We start from the raw sequence: 16001 nt of genomic DNA, 5'->3' as shown, positions 1-16001 counted from the left end.
CCTCCAAGCAGTAGCGTCTCAGAGTAGTGCCGCCTCCAGTTCGCCGAGGGCAGCCTCCAGATAGTGGAGGATGCGTTGCAGGCTCGGCACCGAGCGGCGGCACCCGATGACACCGAAATCGAGGTTGCCGCCGTTGGTGGTGAGCGTGATGTTCAGCGCCTGCCCGTCCAGCACCACCGACGTCGGGTAGATGCCGTCCAGCCGGGACCCGTTCCAGTACATGGTCTTCCGCGGTCCCGGGACGTTGGAGATGATCACGTTGAACGGCGGCGGCGTGAAGCGGACGAACCCCGGCACCGGCGTCAGGGCGATCGGTGACATGTTGACCGCGGACCACGCCAGCGCCTGCAACGAGGTGAGGCTGCCGAACAATTCCTTTCCCTGCGACATGGACGCGGAGATCGCCGTCAGACGCTCCGCCGGGTCGTCGACGTCCGTCGCCAGGTTGCACAGCGTCACCCCCACCGCGTTGCCGCCGGAGTCGGCCTTCTGCTCGTCGCGCAGCGACACCGGAACCATCGCGATCAGCGGTTCGTCCGGCAGCGCGTTCTGTTCCTCGAGGTAGCCCCGCAGCCCCCCGGCGCACATGGCCATCACGACGTCGTTGACACTGACGCCTGCCGCTTTCCGCACGGCATGGATCCGGTCGAGCGGCCAGGACTGCGCGGCGAACCGGCGCGCGCCACCGATCGGGACGTTGAGCATGGTGCGGGGCGCCTCGTACGGAAACCTCATGTCGTGCTGACCCATCGCGGTGCGGGCGATCCGCAGCGACACCGGCGCGAGACCGGCGACGTCGCCGACCGTGCGGCGGACCCCGTTCACCACCGACCAGAGGTCGGGGGCGGCGGCTCCGTTCGCCGACCCCGAGCGCGGCAGGTTCCACGGCGGCGGCGCGTCGCGCACGTCCGGGTCGGTCGACAGCGTCCGCATCAGCAGCCGCAGCCCGGAGACCCCGTCCATCAGCGAGTGGTGCAGCTTGGTGTAGATCGCGAACCGGCCGTCGGAGAGGCCCTCGATCAGATACATCTCCCACAGCGGGCGATGACGGTCCAGGAGCGTGCCGTGCAACCGGGACGTCAGCGTCAGCAATTCGCGGACCCGGTACGGCGCAGGCAGGGCCGAATGACGCACGTGGTATTCGAGATCGACGTCCGACTCGTCGGCCCACCACAGGTTCCCGAGACTGCCGACCGGGCCCGCCGGCTTCTTGCGGAACGTGGGGTCCACGTCCGTGTGCTTCAGCAGTGTTTCGTGCATCGACTTCACGTAGTCCGGTCCGGCATCCTCCGGCGGTGTGAACAATTCGAGCGATCCGACATGCATCGGATGCTCTCGCGATTCGCCGAGAAGGAATATCGAATCGGTAACCGGCATGATCCCCACCTGGACGTTCACCCCCGCTCGGTCACTATCCCATTACGACTTCCGCCTGGATGCTACGTCGGGCGTAGCGTCCGTGCGACCTACTTCGATGTAGACCGTACGGCGCAAAGAGGTGGCAAACCTGAAGGCAGCACGTCGAAGGGCACCGAGGCCGGAACGGAGGCAGGCAATGAGCACTGCGACTTACGAATTCTGCCCGTCACCGCTCCCGGTGACGCGGCGGGAGTTCGCCGGGACCAGCCTGCAGTCGGCGGCCCTCGCACACACCCTCCGCCGCACGGTCCGGCCGTTCCTCGACGGGTGGGCGCGCTACCCCGAACTGCCGTGGCCCACCGGAGTCGTCGACCTGTTCGGGTACTCGCTCGGCCCCATCCGCGGAACCCAGCGCAGGCCCGTCCGGCTGCCGCACTGCCGCGCCGAATGGATCCGGCCTCCGGGTGAGCTCGGCGACCGGGCGATCCTCTACCTCCACGGCGGGGCGTTCCTGTGCTGCGGGATCAACTCGCACCGCCAGATGGTGTCGCGGATCTCGGCGGAGTCCCAGGCGTCGACGCTGAACGTCGCGTACCGGATGATCCCGCGGAACCCCATCCGGGCGGCCGTCGCGGACGGTGTCGACGGGTACCGGTGGCTGCTCGCGCACGGGTACACCGCGGACCGCATCGTCATCGCCGGCGACTCGGCGGGCGGATTCCTGACGTTCATGGTGACGCTCGAAGCGCTGCGCCAGGGGCTGCCGCGTCCCGCTGCCGACGTCGCGCTGTCGCCGCTGACCGACCTCGACCCGGTCAACAAGCTGGCCCATCCCAACGCCGACCTCTGCGCCGTCTTCCCCAAACGCGCGGTCGGTGCCCTGTCCAGGCTGATCGAACGCCTGGACACCCGGGGCGGGCACGAGCCGTCCACGTCCCCCGTGGACGGCTCCCTCGCCTCCATGCCGCCTGCCCTGATCCAGACCGGGTCGCAGGAAATGGTGTACGTCGACGCGGAACTGATGTCCGAGCGGCTGTCCCAGGCCGGTGTGCCGTGCGAACTGCAGGTGTGGGAACGGCAGGTGCACGTCTTCCAGGCCGCCGCCGGACTGCTCCCCGAAGGCACCCGCGCCATCCGCGAGATCGGCCGGTTCATCCGCAGGGCCACCCCCGTGAGTACTTGTTAACGTCCGGCGGTTACGAAGTACTCACGGGTGCGAACAGGTGGTTCCGGTCGAGCGTGGAACCCGGCGTGCGCCCGCCACCCCACCCGATCACGGCGCGGTAGGCGCCGAGCGCCCCGGACTCCGCCAGCGCGTCGGCGTCGGTGTGGGTGGAGCCCTCGGGAACCGGGGTGTCGAACGGCGCGACGTACAGCGCGTCGGTGGGACAGTTCGCCTCACACATGAAGCACGTCTGGCAGTCCTCCTGGTGCGCGACGACGGGAACCCCGTCCTCGCCGCGCCGGAAGACGTCCGTCGGGCAGACCTTGATGCAGATGTCGCACTGCACGCACCTGTCGGCGAGGACGACCTCGATCACGACGCCACCGTCCTGTTTTCGGCGGCGCCGTGTTCCGGCCGCACCCACACTTCGCCCAGTCCGCCCGACAGCAGGCGACGGGTCTGCGACGGATCGGTGTCGGGCAGGTCGGTGCGCACGTGCATGCCCCGGGTCTCGGTCCGCGCCAGCGCCGAGTGGGTCGCCCACCGGGCCGCGGCGAGCATCGCGGCGGCCGAACGTGCCTGCAGCAGTTCCCGTTCGCTCCCGCCGAGCAGATCGGCGGCACCCGACCAGGCTTCGTCGAGCGCGGTCACGCTGTCCTGCAGGCTCGCCGCGCTGCGCCGGTAGCTGCGCCGCAGCGGCAGGGTGTGCTCCTGAACCAGTCCGACGATGGCGCGCGACGCCTGCCGCCGGGCGGACGGGCCGCGCAGACCGGCCGTTCCCGCGCCGCGCACTCCGTCGGGGACGGGACGCCCCCGCGCGAACCGGGCGGCACCCGCGCCCGCCCACGTTCCCGAGGAGATCGCCCAGGCCCCGTTGTGGCTGCCGCCGCCGCTGCGGCCGCCGGTGATCAACTCGCGGGTGGCGGCATCGCCGGCCGCGAACAGGCCGGGAACGTCACTGGCGCAGTCGGTGCCGGTGATCCGGATGCCTCCGGTCCCACGCACCGTCCCCTCCAGCACCGCGCGCACGGGATACTTCTGCGTGAACGGGTCGATGCCCGCCTTGTCCAGCGGCAGAAAGTAATTCGGTTGCGACGTGCGCATGGCCGCGCGGATGTCGGGCCGGGCCCGGTCCAGCCGCGCATACACCGGGCGGCCGGTGGCGAGGTGCGCCATCGCGGCGCCGCGTGCGGAGAAGCCGCCGTCCCCGAGCGGCTGGCCGTCCGCGTCGTAGTACGTGGCGAACTGCATCATCAAGCCCTTGGTGTGCCCGCTCCACGCCGGGGCCAGCGCGTAGGCGGTCGAGAATTCCATGCCCGAGAACGACGCCCCGACCTCGGCGGCCATCAGGAGTCCGTCGCCGGTGTCGACGTTCGTTCCGAAACTTCCCGACAGGAACGCGCAGCCGCCGGTCGCCACGACCACGGCCCCGGCGCGCACCGACCACGGCGCGTATCCGTTCTGCCGTTGCAGACCGGCGGCGCCGGACACGACGCCGTCGCCGGTGGTGAGCAGTTCCAGGGCGGGGCTGTGGTCGAGAATGGTGACCCCGGCCCGGTGCACGCGCCTGCGCATCCGGCGCATGTACTCCGGCCCCTGCAGGCTGGTGCGCACCTCCCGGCCGTCGTCGCCGGACGGAAACCGGTAGCCGGAATCGGCCAGTTCGTCCACCCGGCGGTGGGTCTCCTCGAGCACCCGGTACATCCAGGCCGGTTCGGACAGCCGGCCGCCGTCCTCGAAGCGGGCCTGCACCGACCGTTCGCGGGCGGGGCCGGGCGGGATGTTCCACAGGTTGTTGCCACCCGACGCGGTGGGACCGCTTGTTCCGCAGTACCCCTTGTCGGCGAGCACCACCCGGGCGCCCTCCCGGGCCGCGGACAGTGCCGCCCAGGTGGCGGCGGGTCCGCCGCCGAGGACGAGGACGTCGGCGACGATCTCGAGTGCGCTCACGAAGCGAACAGCATCGCCGACGCGGCGACGGCCGCCCCGGCTCGTTCGGACAGCGGGCGGCGGCGGAACAACTTGTCGAGCAGAGACATCGTTACCCCCGGTCGGAGCGGTATGGACACCGCTCGATCGTCGGCTCGCGACCCCGTCCGGGCAAGGGTTCTCGTCAGCGTGCGCCGAACCCCGGCGGCCGCCCGGCAACCTTCGAGCGAACCCCTCCCGGGCAACTCGATTGCGGACACGTGCACCAGCCGGGGGCAACGCCCTCTATGGTGGACGCATTTGCACGCCGACGACGGGTAAAGCATGGACGACAGGACTGTAGCGATCGGGGCGCTTGCGATTGCCACCGTTTCAGCGGTCTCCGGGCTGATGATCGGCGCCGCAGGCGGCGCGTTCGGCAGTCGCGGACCGACAGTCGTGCCACCACCACTGTCGTCGGAAGGTCTGCAGGCCGCGGGGCCGTACAGCGCGGAACCGGCGACGTTCCAGGTGTTCGTCCCGCCGACCCCCACCTGGCAGATGGCGGAGCTGACCACCCCGAGGGTCGTCACCCTCCCCACCGAACCGGCGCCGGTGACCACCGCGCCGCCGCCCGCGCCCTCGACGACCCCCGCGCCGCCTCCCCCGCCGCCGGTCCGGACGACGCTCGCGCCGCCTCCGCCTCCCCCTCCGCCGACGATCAGCCTCGCCCCGGTCACCACGCCGGTGACCCGGCCCCCGATCGTCACGACGACTGAGGCGACCGTTCCGCCGCAGGCCGCCGTGGCACCGACACTGGCGCCGACCACCACCACGACGACGCGTCCGGTGATCACGATCCCGCCGGTCACCACCAGGCCACGAGGCTGACGCTCAGGCCCGTCTGCGCGCGATCAGTTGCGCGACGGCCACCCCCGCACCCAGCGCGGCGACCAGCGCGCTGAAGACGATCCCGGCGGCCCGAAGGTCGGTGAACCGCGCGAGCACGCCGACACCGACCGCGGGGACGGCCAGCATCACGTAGATCCCCGCGAAGAACGCCGACGACACCCCGCCGCGGAACTGCTGCTCGACCCGTTCGACGGTGGTGGCGATCGAGGCATTGAGGCACAGGCCCCCGGCGACGCCGAGCACCACCGCGGACGCGAGCAGCGGCGCGAGCACGATGTTCGCCAGCGCGAGCGCCAGCAGGCCGGCTGACGGGATCAACGCGAGGCACCCGACGAGCATCGCGGCGGCCGTCGACATCCGGCGTGCGAGGAGCTGACCGAAGGCCATGAACAGGAACGTCAGGAACACGACGAGACCGGCCATCGTGTGGCTCCTCGACCCCAGATATTCGGTCAGGAACAGCGCCGACACGGCGGTGAGCACACCGGTCACCGCGAATGCGGTTCCGGCGGCGAGCACGGCGGTGACGAAGGCGCCGCGGATCGACGCCGGAACCTGCAGGCGGCGAGGTCGGATGCGCCACGTCGGGCGGGTGGCCGGTGCCGGCGCGAACAGCCACAACGCGGCGCCCGCGAGGACGGCGAGCACGAGATTCACCACATAGGGAATGGTCAGCGGACTCGAGGTGAGGTCGGCGATCACCCCCGCACTGAGCGTGCCCAATCCGAGTCCGCCAGTGTTCACCGCGATCGCGAGCATTCCGGCTGCCGCCTTGCGGTCGGGCGGGAACAGATCGATCACCGCGGCCGTGCCCGTGCCGGTCATGAGGCCTGCGGACAGCCCGGAGATCACCCGGGCCACCACGAACACCGGAAGCGTGGACGGCAACAAGAACAGCACGGCACTCACCGCGGCGAGGGCGACCGCGAGAAAGAGCACCGGACGCCGTCCGAGGTCGTCGGACAGCCGCCCGAACAGGGCGAGCGCGACCACGACCCCGACCGCGTACACGGCGAACAGGATCGTGACGGTGAGGGCGCTGAACGCCAGTTCCTGCGCATAGATGGAATAGAGCGGGGTGGGAAGTGTCGTTCCCATCATCGTGACCAGGAACGCGAACGACGTGGCCCCGACCGCGAGGGCGGACGACCGCCGGGTGCGGGTTCCGGACACTGCGGGCGAGAACGAAGGCATGGATCCGAGCCTTTCGGAGATCGGGAGCGGTGACAAGCCCCGTCCAGCAGTCGGTAAGGTGGCTTCCCGCCGGATTGGGGGGTCCACTCCGGGACCGAGAGTGTCCAGCAGCGGAGGTCGGGGATGAATGGCGGGGAGAATTTTCGATCGGGCGCCTGGGATCACCGCGCCATCAGCAGTGCTGTCGACGCCCTGAGACCCGCCGAGTCCGAGGCGGTCGCCTCGTCCTGGGACGACCTCGGACGAAAATTTCAGGAGTCCGTGGCCGCGTTCCACGAAACGACCCGGGCCGCGGTCGGCACCGGCTGGCGCGGACGGTCGGCGACCGCGGTGGTGTCGGCACTCGACGACTACGCCGCCCGGGCCGGGCAGGTCGGCGACCGTTTCGCCGACGTGGGAGACGCATTGCGGCACGCGAGCGCCGGCGCCGAAGCGGTACGCGGTGCGGTCGGCCCGCCCGGGGACCACCCGACCGACTGGACCCGGGTGCTACCCGGCAACTGGACCGCGGAAGCCGACGCCGATGCCGCGGAACAGGACGCGAAGGCGGCCATGGATACCCTGTACGCGTCGTCGTATCGGGTTGCCGACGATCGACTCCCCACCGACGGTCTCGCCGCGACCCACGGTGCGGCGACGGAACACGGGCAGCCGGTGGGCTTCGACATCGGACCGAACGGCGTGCACGGCGTACCCAGCGATCAGCAGGTGGCCGAACCCGAACCCGGCGCGGACTCCGAGCCTCGCGAGAGTGACCAGGTCCAGCCCCAGGCCACGCAGGCCGCTCCCGGTTCGATCGCCGGTGCGGCGCTGGCCGGGGCCGTCGGCGGCGGGGTGGCGCAGTACGCGCACGGCATCGTGGCCGTGCACCGGGCGCCGGCCCCCGAACGGCCCGGCAGTCTGGCCCTGCCCGCCGCACGCGAAGACGAGGAGGAACCACCGACCTACCTCGAAAGCATCGACGAGGGAAGCGAACTCGTCGGGAAACTGCCCCTCGTCACGCCCGCGGTGATCGGCGAATAGTCGTGGGGCACTGGGTGTTGAGCGGTCCGCAGTTCTCGGCGTCGTGGGCGCGGACCGGCCAGGACCGCATCCCGTATCCGTTCAAGGTCACGAGCGCGCTGGCCACCGCCGACGAGTACGAGGCCGAGCAGCGCCGGATCCGCGCCGACTTCTCCGGACCGGAACACGACCCGCTCGCTTCGGCGCTGCTGGTGCTCGCCGAACCCGACCTCCGGATCGAGATCTCCGGCTCCGAAGGCGGCACGCCGATCCGCCTGATCGGGGCGCTCGCGCGCGGGCACGGAATCGCGGCGGTGCAGCATCCGGGCGGCGAGGTGGTGATCCGCAGCTGTGAACCGTACGACGTCGGCAGGCAGCTGATCGCGCAGCTGCCCGACACCGACGCGGGCACGCGTCGCGGCGTCGTGGTCGACCGGGCGGATGCCGCGCACCGGCAGGCGGAGGTCGCCCGGATCCTCGACCGCCCGTCGACGGGTCAGGGGGTCGTCACCGTCGTCCGCGGCGCGCGGCACTCGCCGCGCCCGGTCGGCGGTCTGGCGTGGCGTGACATCGACAGCGACGGCAGATATCTCGTGTGGGGCGACACGGCGGTGGCGGTGGAACCGGGCACGTCGTGGGACCTCCTCGACGCGGTCACCCGGCTGACCGGACGGATCGCGGCCGGTCACCCCGTCTGAGCCCCGCACCCCCTCCTGCGCTGCGGTGTCAGCGATCGCCGCTACCGTATACAGCGGAAGTAGGTGACCTGTGGCCGACCCGGACGGAGCAGACATGCAGGACTTCGATCTGGATTCGAGCGTGAACCGCGACTGGGCGGAGTTCCAGCGGCGCCTCGCGGACTATCTGGCGGCGATGCAGGACGAGGACCTACTGGTGCTCGAATCGGGATTCGAGGAACTCGACGAATCCCAGGGGCTGATGCCGTGCATCCAGTTCGTGGTGTGGGACGGCGACACAGTGCGCTGCGAGGTGCCGTCGAACCACTACCTGCACCCCGACCGCGCGCTGACCGAGGCCGAGCAGACGTACCTCACCGAGCTGGGCTGGAACCGTCCGACCCGCGGCCCGGACGACGACCCGGACGACGGCTCCCCCGCGTTCTACGTGGACAAGAAGCTGTCGTGGTCAGATCAGCTGGCCGCGATGGCGGTGGCCGCGTTCCGCGACGTCTGGGGAATCACGCATCCCGCGTTCCTGAGTACCGAGACGTCGAGCACCGATCCCGAGGCCACGTTCGACCCGATTGCGGTGCGGCCGCCGCTGGTCGCGCAACTCGACCCCGCGGCCGCCGTGGTCCCGCGGGACGTCGAGCACCTGCACGAACTGATCACGCTCTCGCTGGTGCCGATGCTCGGGCTGCTGCCCGAACGCGACCCGGACGGCGACGTCCCGATCCGGATGGGCAACACCATCCTGTTTGTCGGGCCGCTCGCCGACACCGTCGACGTGCAACTGTTCGCGCCGCTGGTGCACGACATCAGCGACCGCACCCGGGCGGCCGAGGTCACCGCCGACCTCAACCGCACCTGGTCACGGATCAAGTTCGTGCTGGTCGACGACCGTTTGTCGGCGTTCCTGGAGGTGTCGGGCAACCCGTTCGTCCCGCAGCACCTTACGGACAGCTGCAAGTCGTTCGCCGATTTCCTGCGCACCGTCGACAGCGACTTCGCGGCGCGGTTCGGCGGCGAACTGTTCTTCAACCGGGACTCCGGCCCCGACGAGGAACCCGAACCTGTGTCGGCACCCCACACCGGGAACGGGACGTCGACGACCGATCTGCCGAAGGAACTCCAGACGCTGTTCCATCTCGATCCCGGGTGCGGTGGCGACACCGATCCGGCCGTCGTCGCCGACGTGTGCGGTCACGACCGCGACCGGATCCTCGCCCTCCTCGACACCGGCACCGCGTGGGTGTCCCGTCTGCGTGACACGGACGACGCGTCGGTGGAGCACTGGGAGCGCGTCGTCCGCACCCTGCGCAACGCCCTCCGGACCGTCGTACTGCCGCCGACGGAGAACGCTCCCGACACCAAGCCGCGGCCCGAGCAGATGGGACTGTTCAACAACCCCGAGGAGCAGACGCTGTTCGACGATCCGTCGTCCTAGAAGCGACCGTTTCGACGATCGGTCCGGGTTTCCCGGGATATGGCGTACTGTCGGCTCTATCGGAGCCGTCCAGGTTCCGCATTCAGGGATGGTCCATGGCTGACAAATCGCCCCGCAATTCCATGTCGAAGAAATCCGGCAAGTCGCTGAAGGAGAAGCGCGCCGACAAGAAGATGAAGACGAACGGACAGAGCGATCCGGAAATCGTCACGCACGTCAAGAAGCGCTAGCGCCCGTGCGCCTTTCTGGTAGCTGCAGCAACCACAAAGGCGCACAAGCCTGCCCGCTCTACCCACTTCCCACGCTCGACGGCAACACGGAAGTCACCATTCCCACGACCGCCAGACCAGGCTCCACCGCACCGTGCAAGCATCTGGGGGCCTTGTGCTTCGGTAGGCAGCGGCAGCTGTCGACGGTTTCGCGCTCGGCTGAGGCCCCTGAAACGCGGTAGTGCCGCCACTTCGCAACAATCCCATCCGTAACCCACAAAAATGCGCACAGGCGCACACTAAAGCGTGCATACCGGTGGTCTGCCCACCACAGCCAGTGGTCGAGCAGACGCAGAAGGAGTCACGATGAATCTGAAAACGAGTGCGGCGCGTGCCCTGGTCGCCGGTGCGCTGGGCTTCACCACGCTGGGACTCGGCGCCGTTCCGGCAAATGCTGATCCGTGGCCACCGCCGCTACCCGGCATCTCGGTACCCGACTTGGGTCCACCGCCCGGACAACCGGCGAAGCAGCCATTCTTCCCACCGCCGGGACAGTTGGGCCAACTGCCATTCTTCCCACCGCCGGGACAGTTGGGCCAGCTACCCTTCGTGCCGCCGCCCGGACTCTGGGACAAGCCGTGGAAATGGGTTCGTTGACGCTGATCGTCATGGCGGACATGCTGACTGGTCGCACCGACGTGTTTTCAACGGTCAGGGTTCGCCCGGGGCCAGGCGCCGTACGTGCATCGGATGTATCGCGGCGCGTCGGCCGCGGGTCGGGCTGACGACGAGCGTGACGACGGTGTCCCTCACCTCCCGGTGCTGCTCGGTGACGGCGCCTACGATCGCGCGACGGGCGAACCGTTGTGTGCGATCCCGGATCTCGTGTCGACGCCGCGGGTCACGCCGGAGTCGTACGGCCCGAACACCACGCAGTCGCGGTCGTCAGTCCTGCGCGCCGAGCCGCCACAGCGACGTCACTTCCCGCTTGCGGGCGGCGTGCAGCGCATCCGAGCGGTCGGCGGCCTTGCCGTGCCGGGGCGCCACGTCCCGCCGCCCGAGAACGGTGAGGCCGGCGTCGTCGATCAGGGTCAGCAATTCCTCGCGGGTTCGCAGTCCGAGGTGCTCGGCGATGTCGGACAGGATGAGCCAGCCCTCTCCCCCGGGTTCGAGGTGCTCGGCCAGGCCGGCGAGGAATCCGCGGAGCATCCGGCTGTCCGGGTCGTAGATCGCGTACTCGATGGGCGAGGTGGGCCGGGCCGGGATCCACGGCGGGTTGCACACGACCAACGGCGCCCGGCCGTCGGGGAACAGATCCGTTTCCACGACCTGCACCCGACCGGCGTAGTCGAGCCGGTCCAGATTCGCCCGCGCGCATGCCAGCGCGTTCGCGTCGAGTTCGGTCGCGATCACCTTCTCGACACCGCGGTGCGCAAGGACGGCCGCCAGCACGCCGGTGCCGGTGCCGATGTCGAACGCTGTCGCGAGCGACGGCAGCGGGGTATCGGCGACGAGGTCGACGTATTCGCCGCGAATCGGTGAGAACACGCCGTAGCCGGGGTGGATGCGCGCACCGAGGGCGGGGATCTCGACGCCCTTTTTCTGCCACTCGTGGGCGCCGATCGCGCCGAGCAGATCCCGCAGCGTGGTGACCGTCGGCTGGTCGGTCGGTCCGTATGCCGCGAGCACCGCCTGCCGCACGTCGGGGGCGCGGCGCAACGGAACGGTCTGGTCGGCGTCGAACGGCACCAGCAGCATCCCGAGGATGCCTGCCCGCCGCGACTGTGTCTGCCGGTGCAGATGGAACGCGGTGGCCGGGTCCGTGGACGTCTTGCGGGCCTTGCGGTCGGTGCGGGCGGCGACGGCCGTGCCGAGCTGGCGGGCGTTGTGGAAATCACCGCGCCACAGCAGCGCCGTCCCCTCGCACGCCAGACGGTAGGCCTCGTCGGCGGTCATCGAGTCGTCGGCGACCCTGATCTTCTTCGGGGGCGCCGCCCCGCTGGTGGACCGCCACACCGCCGAATGCTCGGTGCCGTCCTCGGTCCAGCGGACGAACTCGGTTTCCATGAGGGAGAGCCTAGGCCTACGGCCCGTGAGTGGTTAACGAGTGCAGGGACTCCTTAACCACTCACGGGCGGCGGAGCCGCCCTACGGGAGTGCGCGGACCGCCGCCCGGCGGAGCTTGCCGACTTCGGTGCGTGGGAGGTCGGGCCGGAAGTCGACGACCTTCGGCGCCGCGTAGGGCCCGACGCGCTGCGCGACGAGTTGCTTCAGTTGCGTGACGAGGTCGCTGTCGTCACCCGGGGTGTCCGCGCGGACGACGACCGCCCGGACCACTCCGCCGCGGACCGGATCTTCGTACGCGACTGCCGCCGCGTCCGCGACCGCCGGGTGCTGCAGCAGCGCGTTCTCGACCTCCACCGGGCTGATGTTGTGTCCCGACGCGATGATCATGTCGTCGTCCCGGCCCAGTATCTGCCACCGCCCGTCGGCGTCGGTGACGGCGCGGTCCTCGGTGAGGAACACGTCGCCGCGCCAGCGGTCGGCCCACAGTTCGGGGGCGTTCTCGTACCCGCTGGACATCTGGTGGCGGGGCTGCCGTACCGCGATCAATCCCGGCAGGCCCTCGGCCACCGGTTCGCCGTCCCGGTCGGCGAGGAAGGTGTCGAAACCCAGGATCCCGGCGGACATCCAGCCGGGAACGGACCGCGTTTCGGTGCCCTGGGTGTCGCCGAGCAGCATGCCGACCTCGGACAGTCCGTATCCGTTGCGCACGGCGGGTGCACCGGTGCCTGCCCAGTCTGCGGCGACCGCTGCGGTCAGCGGTTCACCGGCAGCGGCGACGGTGCGGAGCGACGCCGGTACACCTTCCTGCGCGAACGTCGCCGTCAGTCGCCGCAATGCAGCAGGCGCGGTGGTGAGGATCGTCGCCTTCTCCTCCCTGATGACGCGATGCCAGGCCTCGGGGACGAACTTCCCCGAGTACAAGACCCGCGGCACGCCCAGCGCCATGACGGCGGCGCCCGTGCTGAACAGTCCGAACGCCCACGCCGGGTCCGAGGTGGAGAAGACGATGCTGTCGCGGGTGGCCCCGAGAACGGTCTTCACGTAGGGCATGACCGAGACGAACGTGGCGTGGGTCATGGTGCACGCCTTCGGTGTTCCGGATGTTCCGCTGGTGAACAGCAGGGTGGCGGTGTCGCCCAGTGCGGTTTTCTCGAGCGGACCGTCGGCGGCCGCCAGGTCGACCTCGGTCCAGAACGACTTGTCGGTCCCGCCGGCCGCGCCGTCTCCGACGACGAACACGGCCGGGTCGAGTCCGTGGGTCGCCTGCGCCTCCGCGAGCGCCGGCCGGTACCGCCGATCGACCACGATCGCGCGGACTCCTGCCGCGTCGAGTCGAAGACCGATCGCGTCCGGGGCGAAACCGCCGAACAACGGCACGTACACCAGCCCGGATCGCCATACCGCCAGCGCGGTGATCCAACTCTCGACCTGTCGGGACAGCAGTCCGCCGACGCGGTCTCCCCGCTTCAGGCCCGCTCGGGCGAACACCCGTGCCGCCTTGGCGGCGAGACGGTCGAGTTCGAAGTACGTCCAGCGGTCGGCCGACCCGTCTTCGTGCCGGACGGTCAGCGCCACCCGATTCGGGTCGGCGGCGTAGCGGGTGCAGATCTCGTGTGCCGTGTTGAAGTCGCCGCCGAACGGGTCGCGGTCCAGCAGGGATTCGATGTCCTGCCAGGCAGCGGCGAGTGCGGGCGACGCGGGTCCGTCGAGAGACATCAGTGGTTCACCTTTGCAGTTTTCGTCAGGGTCAGAACGAGGACGGTGATCGCGCACGCCGCGGCGATGTATGCGGCCAGTGCCCACGCACCGTCCGTCTCGGCCGCGATCGCCACCGCGATGAACGGTGCCGGCGCGCTGAATACGACGCCGCCGAACTGATAGGCGACGGACGCGCCCGTGTACCGGACCTCGGCAGGGAACAGACCGGTGACGTATCCGGCGACCGCGGAGTAGGTGACGGCGTGGCCGATGGTGATGATCAGAATCATCGCCAGCAGCACCGCGGCACCCGTGCCGGTGGACAGCAACCAGAAGAACGGGTACGCGATCGCGGCCATGTAGACGGAGCCGTAGATCAGCATCTTCCGAGTCCCGATCCGGTCCGCGATCATCGACGCGTAGGGCACGGACACGATGTCGAGGACGCACGCGACGAGGATGCTGAGCAGAATCGTCTGCCGCGAGATGCCGAGTTCCTTCGGGCCGTACGACAGCACGAAGACGGTGACGAGGTAGAAGGGCACGAGTGAGGCGGCCTGGGTGAGTATCCCGACGCCGAGTGCGCGCTTCTCACCCCGCAGCACCGCGAGGATCGGGAAGTCGGCAATCTTCTTGTCGCGCTTGACGTTCTCGAATTCCGGCGATTCGACGACCTTCAACCGCACGTACATGCCGACCGCGACCAGCCCGGCGCTGGCCAGGAACGGAAGCCGCCAACCCCACGCCTGCACCTGGCCCTCCGGAAGCTGCTCGACGAGGAGAAACGCGAGTGTGGCGAGCACGAGTCCGGCGGGAACGCCGGCTTGCGGCCAACTGCCGTAGAACGCGCGTTTCTCGCGCGGTGCGTGTTCGACCGCCATCAGTACCGCGCCGCCCCATTCTCCGCCGACCGCGAAGCCCTGGGCAAGGCGCGCGAGGACGAGCAGCACGGGCGCCGCGAGACCGATGGCGCCGTAGGTGGGGATCAGACCGATGGCGACGGTCGACGACCCCATCAGCACCAGGGAGAACACCAGCATCTTCTTGCGGCCGATGCGGTCTCCGAAGTGCCCGAAGACGATGGCTCCGGCGGGACGGGACACGAACGCGACGCCGAACGTCGCGAACGCGGCGAGTGTCCCCGACAGCGGACTGAGTGACGGGAAGAACGCCTTCCCGAAGATCAGGGCGGCCGCGGTCCCGAAGATGAAGAAGTCGTACCACTCGATCGCGGTTCCGACGAAGGACGCGAACGCGACCTTCCGGGGTTCGACCCGGGTGACCTCCAGGTCGTCGATGACTCTCATATCGAATCTCCCATCGCTGCTGATGTGGGGCGGTGCGGTTGCCTGTCCAGCCCGGTGCCACCGCGGTTGTGATCGAGCGGTCGGGCCTCGTCCGGAGTTCGCCGATCGGACCTCGTGTCCGCGACGTCGCCCCGTGTGGCCGCAGTCACAGGTTTAACACAGCCACCGCGTCGACCGCAAGCATTTTTGTACCGATTGATCCAACCTCAAGGCGCTCGTGTTAGTCGAGCATTAAGTGCATTTACATCGAATTTTTCCACAGCTCTGGACTATTTTTGGATCGGTCAGTACATTTCTGGCATGAACGAGAACGACAACGAGGATCTCCGCGTCGCACTGGTGTCCGGCGGCTCCCGCGGCATCGGGGCCGCCGTCACCATCGGCCTGACCCAGCGCGGCTGCCGGGTGGGTTGCACGTACCGAACCGGCCGTGACGAAGCCGAGAAGCTCACCGCGAACGCCCCTGATCAGGTACTACCGATCCACTTCGACCTGCACGACGACACCACGGCGACCTCCGCGGTGGAGCACGTCGTCTCCCATTGGGGACGCCTCGATTCGCTGATCCTGAATGCGGGTCAGTGGTCGGGCGGACGGCTCAACGCGACGAAACCGGACGCCTGGTGGAGCGTGATCGAGACGAACCTCCGCGGCACCGTCGCCCTCGCCCGGGCCGCGCTACCCCACCTCGCGAACGGCACGTCACCGAGCATCGTTCTGGTGTCGTCGGTCGTCGGCGTGATCGGTCACCCCGGCGACACCGCCTACGCGAGCGCGAAATCGGCGATGGTCGGCTTCGGGCGATCGCTCGCGAAGGAGGTCGCCCGTGACGGCATCCGGGTCAACATCCTGGCCCCCGGCTTCGTCGCCACCGACATGACCGACGCGGTGCCCGCATCCGCGCGCAGGCGCATCGAACAGGACACCGTCCTGGGCCGATTCGGCACCGTCGACGAAATCGCCAAGGCCGCAGTCTTCCTCAGCGAAGACGCCACGTTCTGCACCGGCTCCGTTCTCACCGTCGACGGAGGCTGGGCGCTGTGACACACCACG

The 16001-nt window shown here is 69.5% G+C and carries 15 protein-coding genes; 8 read left to right on the top strand and 7 right to left on the bottom strand.

Annotated features, from left to right (window positions below; translation table 11 throughout):
- Window positions 1-18: 18 nt before the first annotated feature.
- On the bottom strand, window positions 19-1377 hold the full coding sequence (locus BLV94_RS39270; RefSeq protein ID WP_072946156.1) for a WS/DGAT/MGAT family O-acyltransferase: 1359 nt from the start codon (window positions 1375-1377) through the stop codon (window positions 19-21).
- Between the two features lie 178 nt (window positions 1378-1555).
- Between BLV94_RS39270 and BLV94_RS39265 the strand changes: the two genes are divergently transcribed.
- Complete coding sequence (locus BLV94_RS39265) at window positions 1556-2545, top strand: alpha/beta hydrolase (RefSeq protein ID WP_072945917.1); 990 nt, start codon at window positions 1556-1558, stop codon at window positions 2543-2545.
- 10 nt (window positions 2546-2555) lie between these two features.
- On the opposite strand, the gene BLV94_RS39260 is transcribed toward BLV94_RS39265, so the two are convergent.
- Entirely contained in the window at window positions 2556-2900 is a 345-nt protein-coding gene (locus tag BLV94_RS39260) for a 4Fe-4S dicluster domain-containing protein (RefSeq protein WP_072945915.1), read from the bottom strand.
- Entirely contained in the window at window positions 2897-4474 is a 1578-nt protein-coding gene (locus tag BLV94_RS39255) for an FAD-binding protein (RefSeq protein WP_072945913.1), read from the bottom strand. The genes BLV94_RS39260 and BLV94_RS39255 overlap by 4 nt, the downstream gene beginning before the upstream one ends.
- Window positions 4475-4777: 303 nt before the next feature.
- On the opposite strand from BLV94_RS39255, the gene BLV94_RS39250 reads away from it, so the two are divergent.
- On the top strand, window positions 4778-5323 hold the full coding sequence (locus BLV94_RS39250) for a hypothetical protein (RefSeq protein ID WP_072945910.1): 546 nt from the start codon (window positions 4778-4780) through the stop codon (window positions 5321-5323).
- A gap of 3 nt (window positions 5324-5326) precedes the next feature.
- Here BLV94_RS39250 and BLV94_RS39245 read toward each other — a convergent pair whose 3' ends face one another.
- Complete coding sequence (locus tag BLV94_RS39245) at window positions 5327-6538, bottom strand: MFS transporter (protein WP_072945908.1); 1212 nt, start codon at window positions 6536-6538, stop codon at window positions 5327-5329.
- A 123-nt stretch (window positions 6539-6661) separates the two neighbouring features.
- On the opposite strand from BLV94_RS39245, the gene BLV94_RS39240 reads away from it, so the two are divergent.
- The 5 genes from BLV94_RS39240 (at window position 6662) to BLV94_RS39225 (ending at window position 10533) form a co-directional block, all read left to right on the top strand.
- Window positions 6662-7561, top strand: coding sequence for a PPE domain-containing protein (locus BLV94_RS39240; protein ID WP_072945905.1), 900 nt, complete (start codon window positions 6662-6664; stop codon window positions 7559-7561).
- Window positions 7562-7575: 14 nt separating this feature from the next.
- Window positions 7576-8238: an ESX secretion-associated protein EspG gene (locus BLV94_RS39235; RefSeq protein ID WP_072946154.1), complete on the top strand. Its 663-nt coding sequence runs from the start codon at window positions 7576-7578 to the stop codon at window positions 8236-8238.
- A gap of 70 nt (window positions 8239-8308) precedes the next feature.
- Window positions 8309-9667, top strand: a complete 1359-nt coding sequence (locus BLV94_RS39230) for a T3SS (YopN, CesT) and YbjN peptide-binding chaperone 1 (protein ID WP_083395813.1) — start codon at window positions 8309-8311, stop codon at window positions 9665-9667.
- 95 nt (window positions 9668-9762) lie between these two features.
- Entirely contained in the window at window positions 9763-9897 is a 135-nt protein-coding gene (locus BLV94_RS51640) for a hypothetical protein (RefSeq protein ID WP_255315001.1), read from the top strand.
- 345 nt (window positions 9898-10242) lie between these two features.
- Window positions 10243-10533 (top strand): hypothetical protein, encoded by a 291-nt coding sequence (locus tag BLV94_RS39225; RefSeq protein ID WP_072945903.1) that lies wholly within the window; start codon window positions 10243-10245, stop codon window positions 10531-10533.
- 288 nt (window positions 10534-10821) lie between these two features.
- Here BLV94_RS39225 and BLV94_RS39220 read toward each other — a convergent pair whose 3' ends face one another.
- From BLV94_RS39220 to BLV94_RS39210, 3 genes are all read right to left on the bottom strand, one after another.
- Window positions 10822-11943, bottom strand: a complete 1122-nt coding sequence (locus BLV94_RS39220; RefSeq protein WP_072945901.1) for a methyltransferase — start codon at window positions 11941-11943, stop codon at window positions 10822-10824.
- Between the two features lie 81 nt (window positions 11944-12024).
- On the bottom strand, window positions 12025-13659 hold the full coding sequence (locus tag BLV94_RS39215) for an AMP-binding protein (protein WP_072945899.1): 1635 nt from the start codon (window positions 13657-13659) through the stop codon (window positions 12025-12027).
- A complete protein-coding gene (locus tag BLV94_RS39210) occupies window positions 13659-14948 on the bottom strand; it encodes an MFS transporter (protein WP_072945897.1) in 1290 nt (429 codons plus the stop codon). Before BLV94_RS39210 ends, BLV94_RS39215 begins: the two co-directional genes overlap by 1 nt.
- Window positions 14949-15248: 300 nt before the next feature.
- On the opposite strand from BLV94_RS39210, the gene BLV94_RS39205 reads away from it, so the two are divergent.
- A complete protein-coding gene (locus BLV94_RS39205; protein WP_072945894.1) occupies window positions 15249-15992 on the top strand; it encodes an SDR family NAD(P)-dependent oxidoreductase in 744 nt (247 codons plus the stop codon).
- Window positions 15993-16001 lie beyond the last annotated feature (9 nt).

Source organism: Rhodococcus koreensis (assembly GCF_900105905.1).
Lineage (GTDB): Bacteria > Actinomycetota > Actinomycetes > Mycobacteriales > Mycobacteriaceae > Rhodococcus_F > Rhodococcus_F koreensis.
This window is presented reverse-complemented; position numbering and strand designations above follow the sequence as displayed.

What these genes read in the sequence shown, in the direction of transcription:
- BLV94_RS39265 (WP_072945917.1), top strand. Translation starts at nt 1,556, where the DNA reads ATGAGCACTGCGACTTACGAATTCTGCCCGTCACCGCTCCCGGTGACG.
- BLV94_RS39245 (WP_072945908.1), bottom strand. Translation starts at nt 6,538, where the DNA reads ATGCCTTCGTTCTCGCCCGCAGTGTCCGGAACCCGCACCCGGCGGTCG.
- BLV94_RS39225 (WP_072945903.1), top strand. Translation starts at nt 10,243, where the DNA reads ATGAATCTGAAAACGAGTGCGGCGCGTGCCCTGGTCGCCGGTGCGCTG.
- BLV94_RS39240 (WP_072945905.1), top strand. Translation starts at nt 6,662, where the DNA reads ATGAATGGCGGGGAGAATTTTCGATCGGGCGCCTGGGATCACCGCGCC.
- BLV94_RS39215 (WP_072945899.1), bottom strand. Translation starts at nt 13,659, where the DNA reads ATGTCTCTCGACGGACCCGCGTCGCCCGCACTCGCCGCTGCCTGGCAG.
- BLV94_RS39270 (WP_072946156.1), bottom strand. Translation starts at nt 1,377, where the DNA reads ATGCCGGTTACCGATTCGATATTCCTTCTCGGCGAATCGCGAGAGCAT.
- BLV94_RS39210 (WP_072945897.1), bottom strand. Translation starts at nt 14,948, where the DNA reads ATGAGAGTCATCGACGACCTGGAGGTCACCCGGGTCGAACCCCGGAAG.
- BLV94_RS39220 (WP_072945901.1), bottom strand. Translation starts at nt 11,943, where the DNA reads ATGGAAACCGAGTTCGTCCGCTGGACCGAGGACGGCACCGAGCATTCG.
- BLV94_RS39250 (WP_072945910.1), top strand. Translation starts at nt 4,778, where the DNA reads ATGGACGACAGGACTGTAGCGATCGGGGCGCTTGCGATTGCCACCGTT.
- BLV94_RS39205 (WP_072945894.1), top strand. Translation starts at nt 15,249, where the DNA reads ATGAACGAGAACGACAACGAGGATCTCCGCGTCGCACTGGTGTCCGGC.
- BLV94_RS51640 (WP_255315001.1), top strand. Translation starts at nt 9,763, where the DNA reads ATGGCTGACAAATCGCCCCGCAATTCCATGTCGAAGAAATCCGGCAAG.